Below are 22,416 nucleotides of genomic sequence, written 5' to 3'. Positions count from 1 at the left end.
TATTATCTATACGCACTCAGGAATCAATTATCAGCTTTTTGCCTTCAATTCGACAGTCTACCCCGGCGTAGCGCAGCATGTTGGTTACTTCCGACAGGTTAACATTCCGGGAAATTTTGCCGGTAAACTGCCGGACCGGTATTTTACCGGCAAACTGAATCTCCACGTCATACCACCGGGCCAGTTGCCGCATCACTTCTTCAATGCCCGCATCTTTAAAATAAAAAATGCCATTTCGCCACGCAATTACCTGATCGACGGAGGCATACTGGGTATCGATTTTCCCACTGGCCAACACGACGGCCTGCTGTCCCGGCTTGAGCGCCGTTTGCTGCTGCCGGTGGCTGATCCGGACGGCGCCTTCTACCAGGGTGGTTTTTGACGCCCCTTCCTCGGGGTAAGCCATGACATTGAAGCGGGTTCCCAACACCTGCACTTCCGACGTGTTGAATTTCACCCGAAACGGCCTGGCTTTGTTCTTTGCCACTTCGAAATAAGCCTCACCCGTAATTTCGACCCTCCGCTCAGACGCCGGAAATACGGACGGAAAGCGGATGGAGGAAGAGGCATTCAGCCAGACTTTGCTCCCATCGGGCAGCGACACCTCATACTGCCCGCCTTTCGGGGTGGTCAGGGTGTTCATCCGGCCGTCGGGACCTGCCGGGGTGGCCTTCGCGCGGTTGCCACCGGGGCTGTACACAAGAATACCGTCCCTGGTTTTTCGGATTTCAGCGGCTCCCTGCCGCGCCAGAAGCCCGCTCCCTACGCGGTCGAGCTCGATGGCCGAACCGTCCGCCAGGGTCAGCAGAGCGCGGTTGCCGCCGGGGCTGACGTCGTTCGGTTGCTGGGGTTGCTGGACTGCCAGTTGGTTACTGGTTTGCTGGTCGGCCCGGAACTGCCACCAGAAACCGAGACCCAGCACGACTAAAGCCGCAGCGGCTGCGGAATACCGCCAGTTTATCCGGAAAACGGTTGTCCGGCGCTCTTCCTTCTGACGGGCCGTCGCCAGAATGGAGCTGAGCATGTGCTGGCTTTTCTCCGGCGTAAACAGCGCATCTTCCGAAGCGGAGTTGCTCCATCTATTTTTTAGAAACTTCTCGATCAGCTCATTATCCTTCGCCGTCCGGATGTAGGCCATGAGTTCCTCCCGTTCTTCAGGAGTCGCCGTTCCGTTGTAATAACGGGTGAACAAATCTTCTAACCTGCGCGCTGTTTCGTCCATATACCTGCCGGAACCGGAGTGAAGGCCCTTTGCTTATAGGACAAAACCGGGGTGTAAAAAGGGGGTATTGATGGACAGATATTTTTTAAATAAAATTTTGCAGAACAAGCAAAACACTAATGATCAACTTTTTACGAATGTACGTAGCGATGGATTCCGTCGAAAGTTGCAGGTATTTTTTGACGGTTTCTCTGGAGAGGTTCATCCGTTCGGCGATTTCCGCATACGACAACCGTTCGTGCCGGCTCAGCAGGTAGACCTGTCGTTGCTGGAACGGGAGCCGGTCAATGGCTTCATCGATCAGCATATACCGGTCATCTTCCTCGGCCATTTCGGCCACCTGAAGCTGATCCAATTCCAGCCCAATCATTCGGGCTTGCTCATTGGCCACTTTTTTCAGACCGTTCAGGGCCGCGTTCTTCGACAGCACGAACAGGTACGCCGGAAAGTTTTCAATCTCCGTCAGCAATTCCCGGTTCAGCCAGATTTTCAGAAAGACATCGTGGACAATCTCCTCTGCCAGCTCGGTTGATTTGGTAATCCGGTAAATATGAAGTCCCAATCGCTGGTGATAATGGTTAAAAAGTGTAGCAAACGCCTTCTCGTCTCCCTGCGCAATACGCCCTAACACCTCGTTTTCCCCATGTAAGGCAGACAGGTACGACATTCTGAATTGCTACGAAGTTTTATTGGTGACGCTTACGTTGATAAAGATAGGTTTGAGATTGTAAACAACGAAAACAAGTTTATAAAATAACAACGCTTCCTGTCTTGCCGGAGCATTCGGGAAGCGTGTCAGTATTCCGGTCTGGTGAGACGGGTAAGAGAAAAATTTATGAAACCGATAGCCGGGCACTCTGTTTACAGCGCCAGTTCTTTAACCATAAAAAGGCTTCCTGCCAGTGGCTGCTGCTGTAATTCGCTTTCGCTCAAGCCGGTTTTGGCCGAGGTGATGTATAAGTCCTGGAGCTGATTTCCGCCAAAGGTGCAGGAGGTGATCCGGGCAGCGGGCAGCAAAATCTGGGTCAGCCGCTCGCCGGTATGCGGGTTGTAGCGCACCACGCTCCAGCCGTCCCAGAGCGCAATCCAGAGCATTCCCGTGCGGTCGATGGTCATGCCATCCGGCAAACCGTCAGCTTCCTGAAACTGAATCACTACCCGCCGGCTGCTGATGGCCCCCGTTGCTGGGTCGTAATCATAGGCAACGACCTGCCGCGTGGGCGAGTCGATGTAATACATTGTGCGTTCGTCCAGACTCCAGGCCAAGCCGTTGGAGCAACTCACGTTCTGAATTTTCGTCGTAACCGAACCGTCATGATCCAGCATGTACAACGCGCCCGCGCCGGGCGTATCGTCCAGCGCCATGGTTCCGGCCCAGAACCGACCGGCGGGGTCGAGTTTGCCGTCGTTGAAGCGGTTCCCCGGCAAATGCGCTTCGGGGTCGGCAAGCGGGGTCAGCGTTTCGCTTTCCAGCGAGATGTCGTAAAAGCCGTTTTGCAGGGCCGCCCGAAGCGTACCGGAGGGCTGGAGGGCTACGGCACCAACCATCTGCCCGGCGTTAAACGTCCGGTGTTCGCGGCTAACAGGATTGAAAGTATGAATGTCGCCCGCTAAAATATCCAGCCATAAAATTCGCTGATTGTCAGCGTCCCAAACCGGCCCTTCGCCGAGTTGGCAGATATAATTCAAAACAACTTCCCAGGGTTTTCGCGTCATCATTCGTTGAATGCAGGTAGATGGCAGCCCGCCCAACCATCAGGCGTAGCGGACGTAAAAATACAGAACAGCCGCCGTAATAAAAGCCCACCAGATGGCCGGGTTACGCCAGCCACGCTGCTGTTCGCGTTCTTCCGGCAGCAACGACAGGCTTTCCTTGTTCCAGATTAGTCCGGCGAGTTCGGCTTCCGGTTTGGGTTTGGTCACCAGACTCACCAGCACACACAGGGCCATGCAGGTCCAGAATACAATGCCGGTGCGGTTGAAAAACGGCATTTGCGGAAACAGCACTTCCAGCACAATGGAAAGCGGGATGGTCAGGATTCCGGCGGTCAGCGCCCCGGCCTGGGTGGTACGTTTCCAGAGAATACCGAGCAGAAACATCACGGCGATCCCGGGCGTAAACAGGCCATAAGCGTTCATCAGGTACAGAAAAACCGGTTTGTCGGACTGCGTAATAAAAAGCCCCGTGCAAAGGATACCAACCCCAATAATGACCACTCCGGCCAGGCGGCCAAACCGGACAGCCTGCGCTTCCGACGCGTTTTTTCGGAAATACGTCAGGTACACATCCACCGTCAGAATAGTCGTGCAGGAGTTGATAGCCCCCGACAGGTGCGACATCACGGCGGCAATCAGACCCGCCATCACCAGCCCCACCAAGCCCGCGGGCAGCAGGTTTTCCACCAGCGTCGGAAACAGCAGATCGGGTTTTTCCAGGGCCGGAAATAATTTGGGAGCCACCAGCGCCGGAACCGTGATAATCACCGGAATCAGAAATTTCAGGTAATCGCCGAACACCACGCCCATCCGTGCGTGCCACTCGTTTTTGGCCGCCAGTACGCGCTGCACGATAAACTGGTTGGTGGCGCAGTAGAAAATACTGATGCAGAGGGTACCGCCGAGGTACATCGTCCACGGAAAATCCGGGTCATCGGCGGGCAGAATCAGGTCCCAGTCCTTGGAGGTTTCGGCTACGGCGGAGATGCCCCCGGCGGCATTGACGGTGGCTACGGTTAAAGCCACTCCGCCCAGCACCAGCACGGCCAGTTGCAGCATTTCGGTCCAGATCACCGCCCGCAAACCGCCCGCAATCGTGTAAATGCCGGTAAAAATGGCCAATACCAACACGCTGGTCACCACCGGGAAACCCAGCAGCGAGTGCAGCGAAAGCGCCCCCAAATACAGCACAGCGCTGATTTCCACGAAGATATACGTCAGCAGAATAAGCGTGGCATAGGTAGTACGGGCCGCGGCCCCGAAGCGTTTCTGGAGAAATTCGGGGATGGTGTAAAAGCCGTTGCGGATGTAAAAAGGCAGAAAGATCCAGAGCAGGGCATTAAAACCGATCAGGATTGCTCCCCATTCCATGGCAATGGCCACAAATCCCCGGCTGTAGGCCACCCCCATTGCCCCCACCAGGTGATGGCTGCTGATGTTGGAGGCTATGATGCTGCCCCCGATCATCCACCAGGGTAGTTTGTCGCCCGCCAGAAAATAGTCCCGTTTGGTTTGCTGGCCCTGGCGGGACGCGTAAATGCCCAATGCGACAACGCCAAGAATGTATATACCAAAAATTGAAAGGTCAAGCGTTGAGAGGTTCATGCCGAGTCAGGTTGCGGGTAATTTGAATCGCACTTTCAATGAGCAATTCCAGGGAGCCTTGCGCAAAGGGAGTTTGCCAGACGGGGTACAGATCAAAATCATACAGGTTTTCGGGCGGCAGGTAACCAGTTGAACCGTTGACCAGGTTCATAACGGCGACGGCTTTGGGCGCAAACCGGGCGCGAAGCTGTTGCTGGAAAGCAGAATACGCTTCGTTCGGCTGGGCCACCAGCACGGACTCGCCCAGGTGCCAAACCCAGAGCGGCATCTTCGTTACCTCACCGTCGCCCACGGTTTTCCGGATACCGCGTTTACGCCAAAGCCGCTCTTTCAGGACATTATCCTGGCAGGCAGCCCACTCGTTTTCGATCTCGGCCAGCGACGGCAGCGGTTTCAGGGGGAGTTCGACCTCAACCCGTTCGGCCCGCAGTGTGGTGGAGGGCGCGTACGGTTCTTTTTTCCAAATCGCCAGCGGAGCCCCCGACTCCACCACGCCGGTAAACGACAGCCGGGTCTTGGCTGGTAAAACCGCTTCCAGTGTCGACAGCACGGCGTACCCCAACTGCCGGCCGTAGGTATCGGCAATCCGGGTATCCCCGACGTACTGTTCTCTCGGCGACAACTCGCCGGAAGCGCCCTGCAAAAACAGACAAGGCGCGTGGGTAGCCTGCTCCACCACCTCCCGCATGGCACCGATGTAGTCGGGCGAAATCAGGCGATTTTCCCAGGCCAGCGTCGTCGGATGGCAGGCGTAGTTGACGATGGTGCCCAGTATCCGGTCCTGCTGGTCGGCAATCCGGCCAACCAGCAGCGTGTTGTCCGCGCTTTCCCCGGGGTTCATTCCGCAGATATAGCGGTCTTGTTCCCGGTCCGGCAAATCCCGGCTAACGGCCAGCGCACAGGTGCCGTACGCCCAGGTCAGCGTGGCAGGTTGCGCCCCGGCCAGCGCCGTCTGAACAGCCTGGATCGTCCGTTCCTGAATCAGCCGCAAATACGGTTCCACCAGATGACCACCTGCTTTCGGGGCGTCGTCGCGACTCATGCTCGGTCCGGCGTGGGTGTGCGACAGACAAAACAGCAGCCGCGATTCGTCCAGCGACAGGGCTTTCAGAACCGCCGTTCGCAAAAGCTGCTCATCGTCGGAGCTGCGCCACCAGCCCAGGTCGGCCCCAATCAGCACGAGCGGCTGCGCATCCGGCGTGGTTTGGAACGTCACGCAGCTCAGCATCAGCGGCCGGTGAATGCCCTCGGCGACCTCATGCGTGGCGGCCCCCCAATTTCGGGCGTAGATGCCGATGGGCGGAGTAATGTCTTCCTGCGCAACACCGATCAAACCGGCAAACGCGGATTGTTCAAAAGTAGGGTTATGGAATGTGTTCATGCGATATTAGAGTGAAAGTCCGCCGTCCATCAGCAGCGTACTGCCGGTCATGTGCTCGTTGTCCGGGTGGCAGAGGTAAACCACCTGCTGCGCCACGGCTTCCGCGCTGATCAGCTTACGGGTCGGTACGCGTTGCCGGGCCTGATCGGCCAGAGCTGGTTCTTTTTCCCACAACTGGGCGCTCAAACCCGCATTGACGTAACCGGGGGCGATCTCGTTGACCAGAATCTGGTGCGGAGCCAGTTCCAGCGCCATGCACTGGCAGAGCATCCGGAGACCGGCTTTGGCAACGCTGTAGGCTGGAATGTGCGGATGAACCGCGTGGGCCGCCCAGCTCCCGACAAATACCACCCGACCCGGAAGCTGATGGGCCAGCAGCCGGGCTGTGGCGCTTTGCGTCAGAAAAAAAGCACCGTCCAGATTAACCCGGATTTCGTTCGACCATTGTTCCGGCGTAATCCGGTGAATGCCCCCGACGGTTACCGTTGCGGCATTGGCAATGATGATATCGGCCACCCCCAGACTGTTCTCGACGGCCAGCACCCACTCCTGCACGGCGCTGGCATCCCTGACGTCTACCTGGGTATAATGGGTTGCGACGCCCAGTTGATGCAGTTCGTTCCGCAGGGCTTCGGCCCGGCTGGCCGGGCTGATGTCGCCCAGGGCGATGGCGGCACCCTGCCGGGCAAACGCTAGGGCAATCGCCCGGCCAATGTCGCCCAATCCGCCACTAATCAGGACGGTTCTGTTGGTGAATAAGTTGTTCACTGTCCGTCCATTTTCTGTTTCAACCATACCGTTACCAATCGCCGACGCTGCCGTCTTTGTAGAATGTCCGTTGCAGAACTTCCTGCTGGAACGGGTGTTTCTTGACTTCGTTTTCGTTTATTTCGATGCCGAGGCCCGGTCGCTGATTCGGGTAAACGATCCGCCCTTGCTCCTGCACCGTAAAGCCCTCGCTCACCACGTCGATCCGCCACGGAACGTCGCTGTGCACGCTTTCGCAAATGCTGTACGAGGGCGTGGCAAAGCCAAACTCGATGGAAGCCGCCGTGCTGACCGGCCCCTGCGGATTGTGCGGAGCCACGGCCACCCGGTAAGCTTCGGCCAGGGCCGCGATCCGGCGCACTTCGCTGAGGCCCCCGCAGTGCGTGATATCGGGCTGAATGACGCTAACGGCCCGTTTTTCCAACATCTCGCGGAACGCATGAATACCCACGAGCCGTTCGCCACTGGCAATGGGGGTTTTGACCGCCCGCTGAATCAGGGCAATGTCCTCAACGGTTTCGGGCCAGCAGGGCTCTTCGAAGAAATACAGGCCGTAGGGCTCCAGGGCTTTGGCAAATTGCAGCCCCATACGCGGGGACGGGCGAGCGTGGCAATCGACCATGATATCAATGCCGTTACCAACGGCTTCGCGCATGGCTTTTACGCAGGCTTCGGCGTAGTGGATGGGCAGCAGGCCTTCCAGCGGCATGGTTTCCGGAACCGCCATTGACTTGAAAGCCGTAAAACCGTCGGCCACGGCCTGCTGGGCCAGCTCCCCAAAACGGATGGCATCGTCGGGGCGGGTCTGGTAAAAATCTTCCATTTTGCCCCCGCCCAGGTGGCAGTACAGCCGGATGTAATCGCGCACCCGCCCGCCCCAGAGTTCGTGGCAGGGCACACCGTGAATTTTACCGAGAATGTCCCAGAGGGCAATGTCGATGCCGCTGATGGCCGTTCCGCGCACGATGCCGTTGCCGTGCCAGAAATGCTGGCGGTACATCATCTGCCAGAGGTGTTCGATGCGCCGGGGGTCTTCGCCGATCAGCAACTGCGAGAGGTCTTCGATGGCCCCCACCACCGAGCGGGTGTGCCATTCGAGGGTTGCTTCGCCCCAGCCCCACAAACCAGGCTGGTCGGTGATCACTTTAACAAAAATCCAGTTCCGCATCCGGGCGTGGCAAACCAGCGTTTCAATAGCTGTAATCTTCATTCGTTGTGGGTGTTAATCAGGCAATTTGAGAATGGGGAATTTGCTGGAACAAACGAGTCACCACGTCCTCGGTTTTTTCGAGCGTTTCTTCAATGTCCTGCACGGTGTGGGCAAACGAAATACTGCCCTGTTTGATCGGGAGCGGAAAGTTAAAAATTCCCTTCTCAATCAATTTGACCCGGTAGGTTTTGTCCAACGCAAAATCGTGGTTGGCGGCAATGTCGTGAAAATCAACCGGCGCGTGATCCATGAAATAAAGGCAGTAGGCCGACCCCTGCCGCGCCAGGTGGAAAGGCCGCCCCGTCGACGCCAAAATGGTGTTCAGACCGTCTTCCAGCCGTTGACCCAGCTGATGGACGTGCTCGTAGACCTTGTGCACCGGCGAGGTCAGCTTTTGCAGGGTAGCCAGCGCGGCCACGGTCGTCAGCGGAAAGGCGTTGTAGGTGCCCGCAATCAAAACGCGTTTGTCGCGATCCGGGTGCACAAAGTAATCCATGTATTTCTTTTTCCCACCAATCACACCCAGCGGATACCCATTGGCGACGGCTTTCCCGAACGTACTCAGGTCCGGCTGGATACCGCACAGGCTTTGATAACCGCCAATGGCGTGGCGAAACCCGGTTTTGACTTCATCGAAAATGAGCAGAAAACCGTGTTCGTCGGCCAGTTGCCGCAATCCTTCCAGGTAACCGGCTTTGGGTTTGACAATACCGATGTTCTGTAAAATGGGTTCCAGAATCAGGCAGGCCACCGGGTGCCGTTTCAGGATGTACTCCACCGAATCCAGGTCGTTGTAGTTGACGATGTGCACCAGCGATTTGTGCACTTCCGGGATTCCCGCCGAGATGGCATCGAACGGATATTCGCCGGGACTGACGCGCGGCCCCACGTCGTTCAGGCTGCTGATCACGTTGCAGGCCACGTCGTTGTGCCAGCCGTTGTAGCCGCCCTGCATCACAATGACGTGATCGCGGCCGGTCACCGCCCGGGCGATGCGCATGGCGTGGTAGGTGGCCTCCGAACCCGTTGAGGTAATCTGCAGGCTTTCGACCGACGGAACGTGTTTGCAAAACAGCTCGGCAAACTGCCCTTCCAGATCCGTGGGACCAGCGCCCATCAGCACCGCGTCGCTGTTCATGGCCTGACGGACGGCTTCGTTGATATCCGGGTCATTATGCCCCAGGAACGTAGCCGCAAAACCAGCCTGATAATCAATGTACTCATTACCCTCAACGTCCCAGACGCGGCTGCCCACTCCACGGGTAAAGCAGATGTTGGGGTCGGATTTCCGGTTGAGCGATACCACCCCACCGGGTATCCATTGCTCGTTGGTTTTGAGAATTTCCTGTGATTTCGGCCACGTGTTCATTGTCAATTCAGATTGATTCAACTGATTTATTTTTCGTTTTCTGGATTCGCGTTCGGCAGACAGGAATCAATCACCGCCCCGGCGAAGGGTTAATCGAAGCTGGGAATTTTCAGGTACTCCCCGCCTTTCAGGGCCGACTCGTGGGCCACAATGCCGGGCGCGGTGTAGGCCAGAGCCTCGTGAATATTTACTTCCGGCTGGCGGTTTTTAACGATGGCATCGATAAACTCGTGGGTAATGAACGTGTGCGATCCGCCGTGGCCGCTGTTGTGCCGCAAGGGGGCCGGCAACCAATCGGTTTCCCACCAGAGCGGCTGTTTAAACGTTTCCACGGTGTTTTCTTTGTTTTGAAAACCGCCGTCGTCGCGCCCCAGCTTATCGGCTACCCGCACGATGGTGGAGTCGCCCGTTTCGTTCTGGGGCATGTAAAAGCTCATTTTTTCGCCCCGCCATTCGCCCCGTTCGGCGTTGCGCAGCGCCCCCCGCCAGTTGACTTCCACCCGAAACGGCGTTCCCCGGTTGGTTTTGAAAAACGCGGTTTCGTTCCAGAACGGATTCTTGTAAGGGTTGCCCTTCAACACCGGGCTGTCGTCGCCCCAACCCATGCCGCTGACGTGAGTCAGGCGCTCGCCGGTTACCGCAATCAGGAAAGCGGTGCAATGCGTCGGGTAGAGCATGGGCGGTAAACCGTGCCGCCAGGTCGCTTTGCCATTTTCAAAATACAGGACTTCCAGCCCCGGGTGGTTGTATTCGGCGGCCGCGCTGAAGATGGTTCCGAACTTTCCCTCCTGGTACATTTTCTTGACGGAAATCGTACTTTGCCGGTACGTGGTCGTTTCGGCCATCATGTACGTCAGGCCGCTCCGCTTGACCTCATCCCGCAGTTTGGCGCAATCGTCCAGCGTCAGAGCCGCCGGAACCGCGCACAAAACGTGCTTGCCCGCTTTCAGGCTCGCCAGAACGTGGTTGGCGTGATCGGGGGCCGGGGTGGCCAGAAAAACCGCTTCCACCTTGGGGTCACGCAGCAGCTTGTCGAGCGACTCGTAACTCTTTGAACACTTGTAGGTTTTCATGAGCGCGGCCCGGCGGTCGGGCAGCAGGTCGCTGACGGCTTCGACGATGCAGTTGGGGTGTTCGTGAAAATAAAATCCCAGCCCAAACCGTCCGCCGACAATGCCAACCCGGACTTTACGGTCCTGGGCCGACGGAGCCGCAAAGGCAAACCGGGGTGCCACCGACAGCGCAGCCGCCGACAACCCAGCTTTGTTGAGGAATTCACGACGCTTCAGGAAGTGTTTTGTTGTAGGGTGATTCATGCGTTAGGATAGGATTTTGTACTGTGGAATTTTCAACGTCTCCCCGCTTTTCATTGCTGACTGGTGGGCGACAATTCCCGAAACCGTCAGGTTCAGGGCCATGGCGATGTCTACGAGCGGCTGCCGGTCCTGCAAGATGGCCGTAATGAACTCGTCCGTCAGTCGACCGTGGGAGCCGCCGTGTCCTCCGGCGTCAACACCGGGGGGCAGCGCCGGACGAATCAGATCGGGCAGCGCTTTTTCCAGCCCTTCGTAACGCCCGTAGAATGAACCTTTCTGCCCGCGAATCCGGCCCCGTTCGCCGTGGTCGCCGGGCGTGTCCCAACTCACAGCCATCCGCGACATGCCCCCTTCGCTGGTGCGGAACAGGGCGATTTCGGAGCCAAAAGGATTTTGGTAGCGATTGTTGGCCGGTTTGAGCTGGTTGACAATGCTGGGTATCCCCAAACAGGAAACTTCGGTAAAACTGCCGCCCGTAACGCCGATGTAGTAGGCGTTGGAATGGGTTGGGTAGTATTGCGGGGGCAAACCGACGCGCCATTCTTTGTACGACGGCAGCGGATCATCCATGTAGTGGTAATACTCTCCTTCGGAATACACGAGCTTCCCCAACCCGCCCGCATTGTAAATCTGGCGCATGGCGTACAGATCCTCGTGGAAGCAGGACGTTTCGAACATCATGTACTTTTTCCCGCTGGTTTTCACGGCTTCGTACAACTGATCGGCTTCTTCCAGGGAACCGAACACGGCCGGAACCGCCGAGGCCACGTGCTTGCCGTGTTGCAGGGCCAGGATGGCTTGTTTGGCGTGGCTGGGGGCGTCGGTGGCAATGAAAACCGCTTCAATACGGTCGTCCTTGACCAGCTCTTCCAGCGACGGGTACGTTTTGGAACAGCGGCAGGCTTTGGCCAGTTGTTCGCAGCGATCCGGGAAAAGATCGCTGACGGCCACAATCTCGACGTTCGGGTGGTTCTGAAAGCCAAACTCGGCCCCGAATTTACACAGGCCGTAGCCAACAATACCGACGCGAACTTTGCGGTCCGAGACGGGGGTCCACTTTTTAGCGGTGCTGGCTTCCTGCGTCCGTTCGAAGCCCTGAATGGGTTGTTTTCCGGCGGTGGACTGAGCGGGTTGTTTTCCGGTCGAACAGGCCATGGGAAGCAAACCCAGGGCCGTGGCGCCCAGGCCCGCCGAACGCAGAAACGAGCGTCGGGTCTGGGCGTCCTGTTCGGGCGAAGCGGGGGTTGGAGGGGTGTTGGAGGTTTTCATGGTGGAATAGTCAGAAAGTTAATAGCCTGGGTTTTGTTTCAGCGTTGCCTGGCCATCTTTCATGCTCAGGTCAATCTGAGCCTGCGGAATCGGGTACAGTTCATTTTTTCCTTTGGTGAAGAAAGCACCTTTCATGTAATCCTGGTTAAAATAATTGGGTACGGCGGCTTCGTAGTTCAGGTATTTGTTCAGCAGAGTCGCCATGAAACCGCTGCCTTTGTCGTAGCGTTGCAGGTCAAAAAACCGGTGGTGTTCCAGCGCCAGCTCCAGACGCCGTTCAAATCGAACCGCCTGACGGGCAAATTCCTGCCCTTTCTGCACAAACTGACCGGTGTAAAGACCCACTTTGTAATTGGCGGCCGGTTCGTTTGTAAAGCCTTTCAACGGGGCGGCATTGTCGATGTATTTCCTGACAAACCCCGCCGGATTGGCCGCCCGCGCCCGAATTTGGTTAACATACGCTTCAGCCTGAGCCAGACTTCCAACCTCCACTTCGACTTCGGCCGCCCAGAGCAGCACGTCCGCAAACCGGATCATGTTGTACGGGTTGTTGGTATTGGCATTTTCCCGATCGGTCGCAATGCGGGCCTGCCAGGCAATGTTTTTGATGACGCTATAAGGACCGCCCGTATTCTGCTGCCGAATCCAGGCCATGCCCGGGTGCAGCCCCCAGTCGAGGTACGGAATGCCGCGCCGACCGACCACCCAGTCGAGTCGGGCGTCCAGCGTACCGGTATGGGGCGTGAAAGGAGCCGAAGAAGAAAGGCCCTGATCGTTTTTGACGGGCGTCTGGCTGTAGGTGTCCATCAGCGGCAGCCCCGTGTTTGGATCGGTCTGGTAGGCATTGACCAGATCAAACGAGGGCTGCAACCAACCGTAACAGCAGGAAGGCGGCCCGCCGAACGGCCCGTTGTACATATCGGCCCCGTTGCCGTTGGCGCCGTTGGCCCGGTCATACACCGACATCTGCACGGTAAAAACTGCTTCGGGACCGTGTTTTTTGTCGGTGCGGAAGTTGTCGAAATACTGTTCGGCCAGGGCGTACTTCTTGCCGTTGGCGGTTGTTCCGTTGGCAATGATGTCGGCCAGCAGCGGTTTGGCTTCGGTGTATTTGTGCTGAAACAAATAGACTTTTGCCAGAAACGCCCTGGCCGCCCATTGGTTGGCCCGCCCTACATCGGCCTTGGTGGGCGTCAGGTTGTCGGCAGCAAACTGCAAATCCGCTTCAATTTTCGGCCAGATCGGCTCCGTGTTGCTGACGTTGTAATTACCGGCGTCGTAGGTAACGGTTTCATCCACAAAAGGCACATTTCGCCACAATTTGGCCGCGTCCAGGTGGTAAACCGCCCGCAAAAACCGGGCTTCGGCCTGAAGCTGCGTAACTTCATCGGCCGACAAACCGGCCACTTTCGGCAACAACCGCAACACATCATTGGCGCGCTGAACGGCCGCGTACAGAAACTGCCAGCGTTCGTTGGTGGCGGAGGTGGTCGGGTCGTGGGTGTAGGCTTCGTAGGACGCCAGCAAGCCGTTGGGTTCGGTGCCAACGTGCGCATCGTCGGAAGCTACGCTGGCCATAACGGTCGGGCTGCTCCAGATGCCCCCGCCCGTCGCCCCCACCCCGTCGAGCAGGGAGTAAGCTCCCACCAGCACTCCGTTGATGCCGGCGCGACTCGCCAGGGTGTTTTCGTTGATGGAACCAATGGGTTCTTCTTCGAGAAATTCGTTTTTGCAGGCCGAAAAAAACACGATTAAGCCTGTCAGAATCAGTTTAAAGGAATAGCTTTTCATGATTGCTTGGGTTGAACAGGATCGGTTTCAGAACGAGAGGTTGACGCCCAGCAGGAACGTCCGCTGGTTGTTGGGATAATTACCATAGTCGATGCCGAAGTTGGAACTGCTGCCGCCCAACTCAGGGTCCAGACCGGTATAATTGGTGATGGTAAACAGATTGGCCGCCTGCCCGTAAACCCGCAATTTGTTGATACCCACCTTCTGCAATCCCGACGGTTTGAGGGTATAGCCCAGAATCAGCGACCGCAGCCGCAGGTATGAGCCATCCTCAACAAAGTAGGAGTTGAGGGCGCCCGAGGTGCTCAGCGACGTTCCGGTTTCAATTTTGGGTACGGTGGTGTTGGTGTTCTCCGGCGTCCAGGCATTTAGTAAGACGTTGCTTTTATTACCGATGTAACCGGCGTAAAAATGGGTGTACGAACGGATGGTATTGATGATTTCGTTGCCCTGCGAACCGTAGAAAATGGTTGAAAAATCGAAGCCTTTGTAGTTCAGGCCGAGGTTCAGGCCGTAGGTAAAATCCGGGTTCGGGCTGCCCAGAAACGTCCGGTCCTCGGGCGTAATGGCCCCGTCGCCGTTGACATCGCGGTACCGAAAACGGCCCGGAGCCGCCCCACTCTGGGCGGGTGCTTCGGCCACCTCCTGTTCCGAATTAAAGAGCCCCATTACGTCATACCCATAGAACGAACTAACCGGCTGACCTTTCTGGTTGCGGACCAATGTGCCCATGCCCTGCAAACTGGCCACATCAAAGTAACCGGGATTCGGAATTTCGACCGCCACGTTTTTATACGTGGTGATGTTGGTTCCGACGGAAAATTGTAGGTCATTGGCGATGCGCCCCCGGAACGTTACCGACGCGTCCAGCCCCGTATTCCGAATGTCGCCGATGTTGACCACGGGCGCCGTAGCTCCACCCACGGTTGCGGGCAGCGGCTGCGTAAACAACAAACCGTTGACCGACTTGCGGTAGTATTCCACCGACACATCCAGTTTGTTGTTCAGGAAGGTAGCGTCGAAGCCGACGTTCGATACAACGTTTTCTTCCCAGCCGGTCCGGGAGTTGCCAATCCGGGTTTGGATAAAGCCCTGCCGGACGCTGTTGCTGGTTCCGCCGATGTCGTAATAAGCATTGCCGTACCCACCCCCGTACAGACTAAAGGCGTTTTCCGGGCTAACGTTATTTTGCGAACCCAGGACTCCGTAACTGCCCCGCAGCTTTAGCTCGTTCAGCCAGGAAATGTCTTTCATGAACGGCTCGCCGGTAACGCGCCAGCCGAGCGAAACCGATGGAAAAACCCCAAACCGCATGTCGGAACCGAAGCGCGAGGAACCGTCCCGGCGAATGGTAGCCCCGACGAGGTATTTGTCGTCAAAGGCGTAATCGACCCGGGCAAACAGTGAATACAAACTGTTCACAAAGGCGTTGCTGAAGTTGGTCACCCCGGCGGTGCCGTTTCCCAGGACGAGGTAATTGTAATCGGTGGCAAAAAAGCCCTGTGAACTCCCACCGACGCCCCGGCCCGTATTTTTGACAATCTCCGAACCGGCCAGCACCTGAAGGTTGTGTTTTCCGAACAGGTTGCTGTAATTCAGCGTATTGGTCCACATCAGCGTGCTGCTGTAGCTGGAACTTTCGCTGTAGCTGTTTGGGGAACTGTTGCCCTGCTTGTTGTCGTACTGAGTAAAGCTAAACGCCTGGTTGTAGGCGTTGGTGACGGTGCCGCCGAAGCTTGTGCGCGCGGTAAAATGCTTGAGAAAATCCACCTCGGCGTACATATTCCCAACGATATTCCAGGAATGGTCGCGGTTATTGCGGGTCCGGTGCTGCATAGCCACCGGGTTCTGGTTACTGCCCAGCGACGGTCCGGCGAACGTTCCGCCGTAGTTGCCCCTGATGTCGTAGACCGGAATGATCGGCATCATTTTGTAAACGGCTGAGAGGTTGCCAAACTCGGCCTGGTTGCCGAAGCTTGGGCTTTGGCGGTAGTAGACGTTGGCGTTTTCCCCGATGCGGATGTGATCGCCGATTTTAAAGCCGGTATTGATCCGGGCCGAATACCGTTTCAGATATGTTTCGATCAGCGTGCCCTGCTGGTTAATGTAATTGAAGGAAAACAGGTAGTTGGATTTTTCGGTCCCTCCGCTGGCCGTGAGCGTATGGTTAGTCATCGGAGCCGGTTTGAAAAGCTCGTGAAACCAGTCGGTGCCGGTTTTGTTGACTTGCTGAATCAGGTAATTATTGGCGGTGTTGATGGGATCGAAGCTGTATTTGGCGGGATCGACGGCGGGGTCCCCGGCCTTGGCGACCCCGGCCACCCCCGGACCGGCATACAGATAATCGGGCATTCCGTTGGCAAAAATCGGATTGTTGGGCGTGGCAATCTGCACCACCTTCATGAAGTCCTGGGCGTTCAGGAGGTCAAACGGATTACCCGGCAGGGGGCGTTGGGTGCCGTAATAAGCATCGTAGGTAACGGTTGGGCGACCGGATTTCCCTTTTTTCGTCGTAACCACAATTACCCCGTTGGCACCCCGCACCCCGTAAATGGCCGCAGCACCGGCATCTTTCAGAACCTGGATGGACTCGACATCGTCGGCGCTGATGTTGTTTAAATCCGCCTGAATACCGTCGACAATCACCAGCGGCTGGGTATCGCCAAAGGACGTGACTCCCCGTACAAAAATGCGGCTGTTGGCCCCCGGTACGCCCGAGCTAATGACGTTGACCCCCGATGCCTGGCCCTGAAGCGCCTGAACCGCCGAGCCCGCGGGCACGGATTTGACGGCTTTCATGTCGACAATCGCCACCGAACCCGTAATGTCTTTCTTGCGCTGCGCCGAATACCCTGTCACCACAATTTCGTTTAGCGCCTGTACGTCGGTATTTAATTCAATATTGATGGTTGTCTGGTTACCGACGGCTACTTCCTGGCTAACGTAACCGATAAACGAGAATATAAGAACGTCTTCTGGCTTGGCGTTGAGGGAGAACCCACCCTCGGCATTTGTGCTGGTGCCCCGACTGGTTCCTTTAATCACCACATTGACACCCGGCAGGGCAACCTGACCGACTTTTTCCCGTACGGTTCCCTGTATTTCGCGGTTATCCTGGGCGGCCAGCGGGCCGAACGTACTAAGCACCAAGGCAATCAGGAGGATGAAAGCCGGTCCTGGCTGGTAAAAGTCTCTTCTTTTCATACATCAATCGGGTTAAACAGGATTTATGGTATCGACTAATTGATCGGTAATTCAATTTGACTATCAAAACCCCGGGTTAACCCGGACATGCAAAAGACGATTGAGAATCGTAAATAAATTCAGAGCAAATCCGTTTACTACCTTCTGCTCTACTTGCCCTGAACTTTATTTACGCTTGCTGAACTAGGCGGATCAGCGCTTTTTCTAAATGGAAGTGGAGAATAGCTTTTTCAAAGCTCACATGAATTCCGACCGGGCCGAATCCAAAGAGACTATTTATGCTGACAAAAATATACAAATTTTGTAAACAAAAAACTTAACATAAAAATTTTAATGAAATTGATCACGCGGGTGAAGCGGGTGACCATCCGAGACGGCACGGAGCCTTTCTGCGATATCAGAGAAGAAAAGGGAGAGCCAAAGCGGCTAGCAAGCCGAGCAGAGCGGAATAGAAAGAGAAGCGGTTTCCCGGCTTTTCGGGGGTAGGTAAAAGAGGGATTATTCGAGGTCCAGCGAAGCGACCTGCCCCCGGATGAGGTGTTTGGTGAGGGTTTCTTCGGCAAGTTTGAGGTCTTTCTCCTTTAAAGCTTTCAGGATTTGGCGGTGTTCCATATCGGTCAGCTCATAGTCATCCATGTGGGTCTGCGATTGCCCTAACTTCTGGTGGAAAAGCGGAATGTTACCGGCCTGATAAAGAGTACGGAGTTTTTCGTTGTTTGCGCTATCGATAAGGGTTTCGTGGAATTTAACGTCAGCTTCACAAGCTCCACCGAAATAGCCGCGCTGGATCATGGAGGTAAAATCATCGCAAATTCGCTCCAGCTCTTCAATATGCTGGCTGTCAATCTTTTGTATAGCCAGCCGCAAGGCTCCTAACTCTAGAACTTCCCGCAATTCACGGATTTCCTGAATATCGGCAGCCGTTAAGGATTTCACAAAAAAACCGCCTTTTTCGCCCAGTACAACCAGCTGCTCGCCCAAAAGCCGGGTGAGGGCTTCCCGGATCGCCATCCGATTTACGTCCAGACGGGTAGCCCAAATATCCTCCTTGAGCCGCATACCCGACACCAACTGATTGGACAAAATCTTCCTTCTCAACTCGCTGTAAGCTTTGTTAGCCAGAGAATCCTCTTTCATTATACTTATGATGTAAACAAAATTTGACGCATTAGGTAAACAAATATACAAAGATAAACGTAATAAAATACAGTGGATGCATCAATCGTCGTCTCCTAATCCATGCATTAAAGAGTAGACCGCTCCCGTCTTTACCTTAATCAAGGTTAATTGCCTGATAAGAAAAGTCCAAAAGATAAGTCCTGAACGATGCGGGTGGAAGGTTAAGTTTTGACCTTGCCGACTGGGGTAACAATTAGTTAAGTTGCTGGCATCAATGCGCTAAATCACCGGCATTTTCTCCGTTACTTCCTGATCCTGCCGCCGTTCCCCAATCTGCTGACGCCACATCGCGTAATATAACCCTTTCTGTTCAAGGAGTTCGGCGTGGGTACCGGTTTCGGCAATCTGGCCCCGCTCCAGCACAATGATCCGGTCGGCGTGCATGATGGTCGATAAGCGGTGGGCAATCAGGATGGTGATCTGCTCGCGCCGGGCCGAAATGCTGCGGACGGTGGCGGAAATGGCCTCTTCGGTCAGCGAATCCAGGGCCGAAGTGGCTTCGTCGAAGATCAGCAGGCGTGGGTGCCGGATCAGGGCGCGGGCGATGGAAATCCGTTGTTTTTCGCCCCCCGACAGTTTCATTCCGCCTTCACCCAATACCGTATCGATGCCTTTGTCGGAGCGGGCAATCAGCTGGTCGCAGGAAGCTTTATGCAAGGCTTCCCGAATGTCTTCATCCGTAGCTTCGGGCTTGACAAACAACAGATTTTCCTTGATCGTACCGGCAAACAACTGCGTATCCTGCGTTACAAATCCGATCTGCCGACGCATTGGATTATAGCGAATCTGGCTCGCCGGAACGTCGTTGAAGTAGATTTCGCCCGAAACCGGCTTGTACAGGCCCAGCAGCAGCTTCACCAGCGTCGATTTACCGGAACCCGACGGCCCCACGAATGCAACGGTTTCGCCCATACCAATCCGGAACGAAATACCGTCCATGGCGTTCTGCTTGGCCGTTTGGTGACGGAAAATAACGTTTTCGAAACGCAGATGCTCCAATACGCCGAAATCAATCGAATCATCGGGCCGACGCTCGATGGGCTTCTGCATGAGGCTATTGAATGAATAAAGAGAGGCTTCGGCTTCGCGGTAAAACAGGATGATGTTGCCCAGATCCTGCAAGGGGGCAAAAATGGCTGTCGAGATAAACTGCATCGAAATCAGTTCGCCGGTGGTCAGTACATCCCGGAAAATCAGCCAGAGCAGCGCAAACAGAATGGACTGTTTCAGTACGTTCAACGTGGTACCCTGGAAAAACGAAAGCTGGCGCACCTGCCGCGTTTTTTCCATTTCGAGTTCGTAAATCCGTTGCGTATACTGTTTCAGGCGACGAATTTCCGGAAACGTCAGTCCCAGGCTCCGCACCAATTCAATGTTGCGCAGCGACTCGGTAATGGCCCCCGACAGCTTGACGGTTTGCCGGTTGACTGCCCGCTGCACGGTTTTGATCTGCTTGCTCAGCAAACCCGTCAGCCCGCCCAGCACCAGGATACCGATGATGAAAATGGGAATCAGCGCCCAGTGTTTGGTGATGGCGTACCAGATCAGAAACCCCATGCCGACGATGGACGAAAACAGGACGTTGATGAAGGCATTGATAAATTTTTCGGTATCGGTCCGGACTTTTTGCAGCAGCGCCACGGTTTCGCCACTCCGCTGTTCCTCAAACTCCTGAAACGTCAGCCGGAGCGTTTGTTTCAGTCCATCGTTAAACACCTGCGTCCCAAACCGCTGCACCACCAACCGCATAAAATATTCCTGAAACGATTTGGCCAACCGCGCCAGCGTAGCGATGCCCACCGCCACCAGCAACCAGAACAAAACGCCCTGCACCAGTTCGTTCTCGGGCCGGACCGCCGGTTTGGTCGCGTACTCGTCGATAATTTTCCCGAAAATCAACGGGTCAATCATCGTCAGAATCTGACTGATCCCCGCCAGGCCCAGCGAAAAAACCACCAGCCAGCGGTACGGTTTGAGATAGCTCCAAAGTATACGCATATTGTCTCCTCTTCTAGTTCTACACACACCTGCACCATGAATCCAACCCCAAGGGGTTGGTCCTACTGGTAGGACCTGAAAAACGCAGGTTTTGTTATCCGATTTACGAGTCGGATCCTCTTACGAGCCGGAATAAATGGTAGATAAAAGTGGAGTTTTTAAACATTTTATCAGGCAAATACCAGTAATACTGAAATTTTAGTAATGATTCATCAGAATGCACTTTCTTTGCCGCTTCATATATAAAAAACAATGGCTAATCGCGCTCTTCTCTTAACAAACGGCTTGCTGGCTACCCCAAACGCCAAAACCGCCCACGGACTCATTCGTGACAGTGAACGGTATACCATCGTTGGCGTTATTGATCCGCCCACGGCAGGACGGGATGCGGGCGAGGTGCTGGATGGAAAAAACCGTCAGATTCCGGTGTTTGCCTCGCTGGAAGAGGCCCTGGAAACCGTCGGAACGGTGCAATACGGTATTGTGGGCGTGGCTACGACGGGCGGGATTCTGCCGCTGGAAGTCTTATTTTTAATTGAAACCTGTCTGCAAAAAGGCATCTCGGTCGTCAACGGCCTGCACGATTTGCTGGCCGACCGGCCGAACCTGGTGCAACTGGCGGCTGAACACAATGCCCAACTGATTGATATCCGACGCCCCAAGCCCCGCGCCGAACTGCATTTCTGGTCGGGGGAGGTTTTCAACATTACCGCCCCGATCATCGCTGTTCTGGGCATGGACTGCGCAATGGGCAAACGAACCACCACCCGGCTGCTGACCCAGGCTTGCCAGGCCGCCGGCCTGAATGCCCAGATGGTTTATACCGGTCAAACCGGCTGGTTGCAGGGCGGTCAATACGGTTTTATTTTCGACTCGACCCTCAATGATTTTATTTCCGGCGAAATCGAACACGCACTGGTGTCGTGCTGGCGCGAAACCGGGGCGGATGTTTTACTCCTTGAAGGGCAGTCGGCGCTACGAAATCCCAGCGGGCCGTGTGGCCTGGAGTTCATGATTTCCGGCAATGCGCGGCACGTGGTCCTGATGCACGCGCCCAAACGCCGGTATTTTGACTATGAACCGCATTGGGGCAAAATCCCGACGGTGGAATCGGAAATTGAAATCATTCAGAAGTTTGGCGCACAAGTGCTGGCCCTGGCCCTGAACACGGAAGAATGTACGCTGGACGAAGCCAAACAATTCCAGCAGGAATACGCCGAACGGCTGGGCATCCCGGTGCTGTTGCCGCTGGAAGAGGGCGTCGCGCCGGTGGTGCCGCAAATCCGTCAGTTAGTCCAAAAACCCGTTTCCCATGCAGATTAAATCGATCCGGGCTTTCCGCCGGGACCTGGCCCTGACCAAACCGTATACGATTGCTTACCAGACCATTTCCACCGTCGAAAACATCTTTCTGACCGTCGAACTCGCCAACGGAATTGTCGGTGTAGGGGCGGCCAATCCGTCGCCGGAAGTGGTGGGCGAATCGCCGGACCAGACCCTGCTTAACCTGCAGAGCGATGCCATTCAGCAGTTTGTCGGACGCGATATCCGCCATGCCTTCCAGCTAATCGACGAAGTTCAGGCGCTTTTTCCGAACCTGCCCGGTACCCTGGCGGCTTTCGACATTGCGTTGCACGACGCCCTGGGGCAGTTGCTGGGTATTCCGGTGGTCGAACTGTACGGACAAAAAATCGCGGCTTTGCCCACTTCAATCACCATCGGCATCATGAACATTGCCGAAACGCTGGAAGCCGCCCGCGACTACGTGCAGCAGGGCTTCCGGGTGTTGAAGGTAAAAACGGGGCTCGATGTGGCCGAAGATATCGGAAGAATTCGAACCCTCCGCGAACAATTCGGCCCGGACCTGGTGCTGCGCGTCGATGCCAACCAAGGCTACAATGCCGACCAGTTGATCCGGTTCGTTAGCCAGACCGACGACGCCAACGTGGAGCTGATCGAACAACCGCTGGCGGTGGGTACGGAGGAAGAACTCCGGACGTTGCCGCTCGCAATCCGGCAGCGGCTGGCGGCCGATGAGTCCCTGAAAGGCGGTGAAGCCGCGCTGAAACTGGCGCAGCAGCCACAGCCTTTCGGTATTTTCAACATCAAGCTCATGAAATGTGGCGGCATCCGGGGCGCGTTCGACATTGCAACGGTGGCCCGCTTGAGTCACATTGACTTATTCTGGGGTTGCAACGACGAAAGCATCGTCAGCATCACGGCGGCTCTGCACGCGGCTTTTGCCTGCCCAAACACCCGCTACATCGATCTGGACGGTAGCCTTGACCTCGCCGAAGATGTTGTCAAAGGCGGTTTTATCATCGAAGACGGCATCATGCGCCCCAACGGGTTGCCGGGTCTGGGCGTCACCGACCTAACGCTATGAGC

At 55.9% G+C, this 22,416-nt stretch carries 16 protein-coding genes; 2 read left to right on the top strand and 14 right to left on the bottom strand.

The features are described from left to right. Nucleotides 1-16 precede the first annotated feature (16 nt). The 14 genes from OQ371_RS10510 to OQ371_RS10445 form a co-directional block, all read right to left on the bottom strand. Nucleotides 17-1,222: a FecR family protein gene (locus OQ371_RS10510; RefSeq protein ID WP_265993718.1), complete on the bottom strand. Its 1,206-nt coding sequence runs from the start codon at nt 1,220-1,222 to the stop codon at nt 17-19. Between the two features lie 85 nt (nt 1,223-1,307). Then, complete coding sequence (locus OQ371_RS10505) at nt 1,308-1,889, bottom strand: RNA polymerase sigma factor (RefSeq protein ID WP_265993717.1); 582 nt, start codon at nt 1,887-1,889, stop codon at nt 1,308-1,310. A 194-nt stretch (nt 1,890-2,083) separates the two neighbouring features. Then, a complete protein-coding gene (locus tag OQ371_RS10500; protein ID WP_265993716.1) occupies nt 2,084-2,941 on the bottom strand; it encodes an SMP-30/gluconolactonase/LRE family protein in 858 nt (285 codons plus the stop codon). A gap of 36 nt (nt 2,942-2,977) precedes the next feature. After that, nucleotides 2,978-4,543 carry an SLC5 family protein gene (locus OQ371_RS10495; protein ID WP_265993715.1) on the bottom strand — a complete coding sequence of 522 codons (1,566 nt, stop codon included), beginning with the start codon at nt 4,541-4,543 and terminating at the stop codon, nt 2,978-2,980. Beyond that, complete coding sequence (locus OQ371_RS10490) at nt 4,524-5,924, bottom strand: neutral/alkaline non-lysosomal ceramidase N-terminal domain-containing protein (RefSeq protein ID WP_265993714.1); 1,401 nt, start codon at nt 5,922-5,924, stop codon at nt 4,524-4,526. The genes OQ371_RS10495 and OQ371_RS10490 overlap by 20 nt, the downstream gene beginning before the upstream one ends. Nucleotides 5,925-5,930: 6 nt before the next feature. Beyond that, on the bottom strand, nt 5,931-6,692 hold the full coding sequence (locus OQ371_RS10485; RefSeq protein ID WP_265993713.1) for an SDR family NAD(P)-dependent oxidoreductase: 762 nt from the start codon (nt 6,690-6,692) through the stop codon (nt 5,931-5,933). Between the two features lie 31 nt (nt 6,693-6,723). Next, nucleotides 6,724-7,902, bottom strand: a complete 1,179-nt coding sequence (dgoD, locus tag OQ371_RS10480) for a galactonate dehydratase (protein WP_265993712.1) — start codon at nt 7,900-7,902, stop codon at nt 6,724-6,726. 16 nt (nt 7,903-7,918) lie between these two features. Continuing rightward, nucleotides 7,919-9,271, bottom strand: coding sequence for an aspartate aminotransferase family protein (locus tag OQ371_RS10475; protein ID WP_265993711.1), 1,353 nt, complete (start codon nt 9,269-9,271; stop codon nt 7,919-7,921). Between the two features lie 89 nt (nt 9,272-9,360). After that, nucleotides 9,361-10,587 carry a Gfo/Idh/MocA family protein gene (locus OQ371_RS10470; protein WP_265993710.1) on the bottom strand — a complete coding sequence of 409 codons (1,227 nt, stop codon included), beginning with the start codon at nt 10,585-10,587 and terminating at the stop codon, nt 9,361-9,363. 3 nt (nt 10,588-10,590) lie between these two features. Then, nucleotides 10,591-11,856, bottom strand: coding sequence for a Gfo/Idh/MocA family protein (locus OQ371_RS10465; RefSeq protein WP_265993709.1), 1,266 nt, complete (start codon nt 11,854-11,856; stop codon nt 10,591-10,593). Nucleotides 11,857-11,874: 18 nt separating this feature from the next. After that, the gene (locus OQ371_RS10460; RefSeq protein ID WP_265993708.1) at nt 11,875-13,647 is read right to left on the bottom strand and encodes a RagB/SusD family nutrient uptake outer membrane protein; all 1,773 of its coding nucleotides are present in this window, start codon (nt 13,645-13,647) and stop codon (nt 11,875-11,877) included. A gap of 27 nt (nt 13,648-13,674) precedes the next feature. Next, nucleotides 13,675-16,851, bottom strand: coding sequence for a SusC/RagA family TonB-linked outer membrane protein (locus tag OQ371_RS10455; protein WP_265993707.1), 3,177 nt, complete (start codon nt 16,849-16,851; stop codon nt 13,675-13,677). Between the two features lie 498 nt (nt 16,852-17,349). Next, nucleotides 17,350-17,988: a GntR family transcriptional regulator gene (locus OQ371_RS10450; protein WP_265993706.1), complete on the bottom strand. Its 639-nt coding sequence runs from the start codon at nt 17,986-17,988 to the stop codon at nt 17,350-17,352. Between the two features lie 261 nt (nt 17,989-18,249). Continuing rightward, a complete protein-coding gene (locus tag OQ371_RS10445) occupies nt 18,250-20,028 on the bottom strand; it encodes an ABC transporter ATP-binding protein (RefSeq protein ID WP_265993705.1) in 1,779 nt (592 codons plus the stop codon). Nucleotides 20,029-20,280: 252 nt separating this feature from the next. Here OQ371_RS10445 and OQ371_RS10440 point away from each other — a divergent pair, with 252 nt between their 5' ends. Both OQ371_RS10440 and OQ371_RS10435 read left to right on the top strand, forming a co-directional pair. Then, on the top strand, nt 20,281-21,351 hold the full coding sequence (locus OQ371_RS10440) for an N-acetyltransferase DgcN family protein (RefSeq protein WP_265993704.1): 1,071 nt from the start codon (nt 20,281-20,283) through the stop codon (nt 21,349-21,351). Further along, a complete protein-coding gene (locus tag OQ371_RS10435; RefSeq protein WP_265993703.1) occupies nt 21,341-22,414 on the top strand; it encodes a mandelate racemase/muconate lactonizing enzyme family protein in 1,074 nt (357 codons plus the stop codon). The genes OQ371_RS10440 and OQ371_RS10435 overlap by 11 nt, the downstream gene beginning before the upstream one ends. The last annotated feature ends 2 nt before the right edge of the window (nt 22,415-22,416 follow it).

The organism is Larkinella insperata, assembly GCF_026248825.1.
Taxonomy (GTDB): domain Bacteria; phylum Bacteroidota; class Bacteroidia; order Cytophagales; family Spirosomataceae; genus Larkinella; species Larkinella insperata.
Note: the sequence above shows the minus strand (reverse complement) of the source record. Positions and strands in the feature narration are given on the sequence as shown.

Excerpts from the sequence above, each read along its gene's own strand:
- OQ371_RS10510 (WP_265993718.1), bottom strand. The coding sequence starts at position 1,222 with ATGGACGAAACAGCGCGCAGGTTAGAAGATTTGTTCACCCGTTATTAC.
- OQ371_RS10505 (WP_265993717.1), bottom strand. The coding sequence starts at position 1,889 with ATGTCGTACCTGTCTGCCTTACATGGGGAAAACGAGGTGTTAGGGCGT.
- OQ371_RS10500 (WP_265993716.1), bottom strand. The coding sequence starts at position 2,941 with ATGATGACGCGAAAACCCTGGGAAGTTGTTTTGAATTATATCTGCCAA.
- OQ371_RS10495 (WP_265993715.1), bottom strand. The coding sequence starts at position 4,543 with ATGAACCTCTCAACGCTTGACCTTTCAATTTTTGGTATATACATTCTT.
- OQ371_RS10490 (WP_265993714.1), bottom strand. The coding sequence starts at position 5,924 with ATGAACACATTCCATAACCCTACTTTTGAACAATCCGCGTTTGCCGGT.
- dgoD (WP_265993712.1), bottom strand. The coding sequence starts at position 7,902 with ATGAAGATTACAGCTATTGAAACGCTGGTTTGCCACGCCCGGATGCGG.
- OQ371_RS10475 (WP_265993711.1), bottom strand. The coding sequence starts at position 9,271 with ATGAACACGTGGCCGAAATCACAGGAAATTCTCAAAACCAACGAGCAA.
- OQ371_RS10470 (WP_265993710.1), bottom strand. The coding sequence starts at position 10,587 with ATGAATCACCCTACAACAAAACACTTCCTGAAGCGTCGTGAATTCCTC.
- OQ371_RS10465 (WP_265993709.1), bottom strand. The coding sequence starts at position 11,856 with ATGAAAACCTCCAACACCCCTCCAACCCCCGCTTCGCCCGAACAGGAC.
- OQ371_RS10460 (WP_265993708.1), bottom strand. The coding sequence starts at position 13,647 with ATGAAAAGCTATTCCTTTAAACTGATTCTGACAGGCTTAATCGTGTTT.
- OQ371_RS10455 (WP_265993707.1), bottom strand. The coding sequence starts at position 16,851 with ATGAAAAGAAGAGACTTTTACCAGCCAGGACCGGCTTTCATCCTCCTG.
- OQ371_RS10450 (WP_265993706.1), bottom strand. The coding sequence starts at position 17,988 with ATGAAAGAGGATTCTCTGGCTAACAAAGCTTACAGCGAGTTGAGAAGG.
- OQ371_RS10445 (WP_265993705.1), bottom strand. The coding sequence starts at position 20,028 with ATGCGTATACTTTGGAGCTATCTCAAACCGTACCGCTGGCTGGTGGTT.
- OQ371_RS10440 (WP_265993704.1), top strand. The coding sequence starts at position 20,281 with ATGGCTAATCGCGCTCTTCTCTTAACAAACGGCTTGCTGGCTACCCCA.
- OQ371_RS10435 (WP_265993703.1), top strand. The coding sequence starts at position 21,341 with ATGCAGATTAAATCGATCCGGGCTTTCCGCCGGGACCTGGCCCTGACC.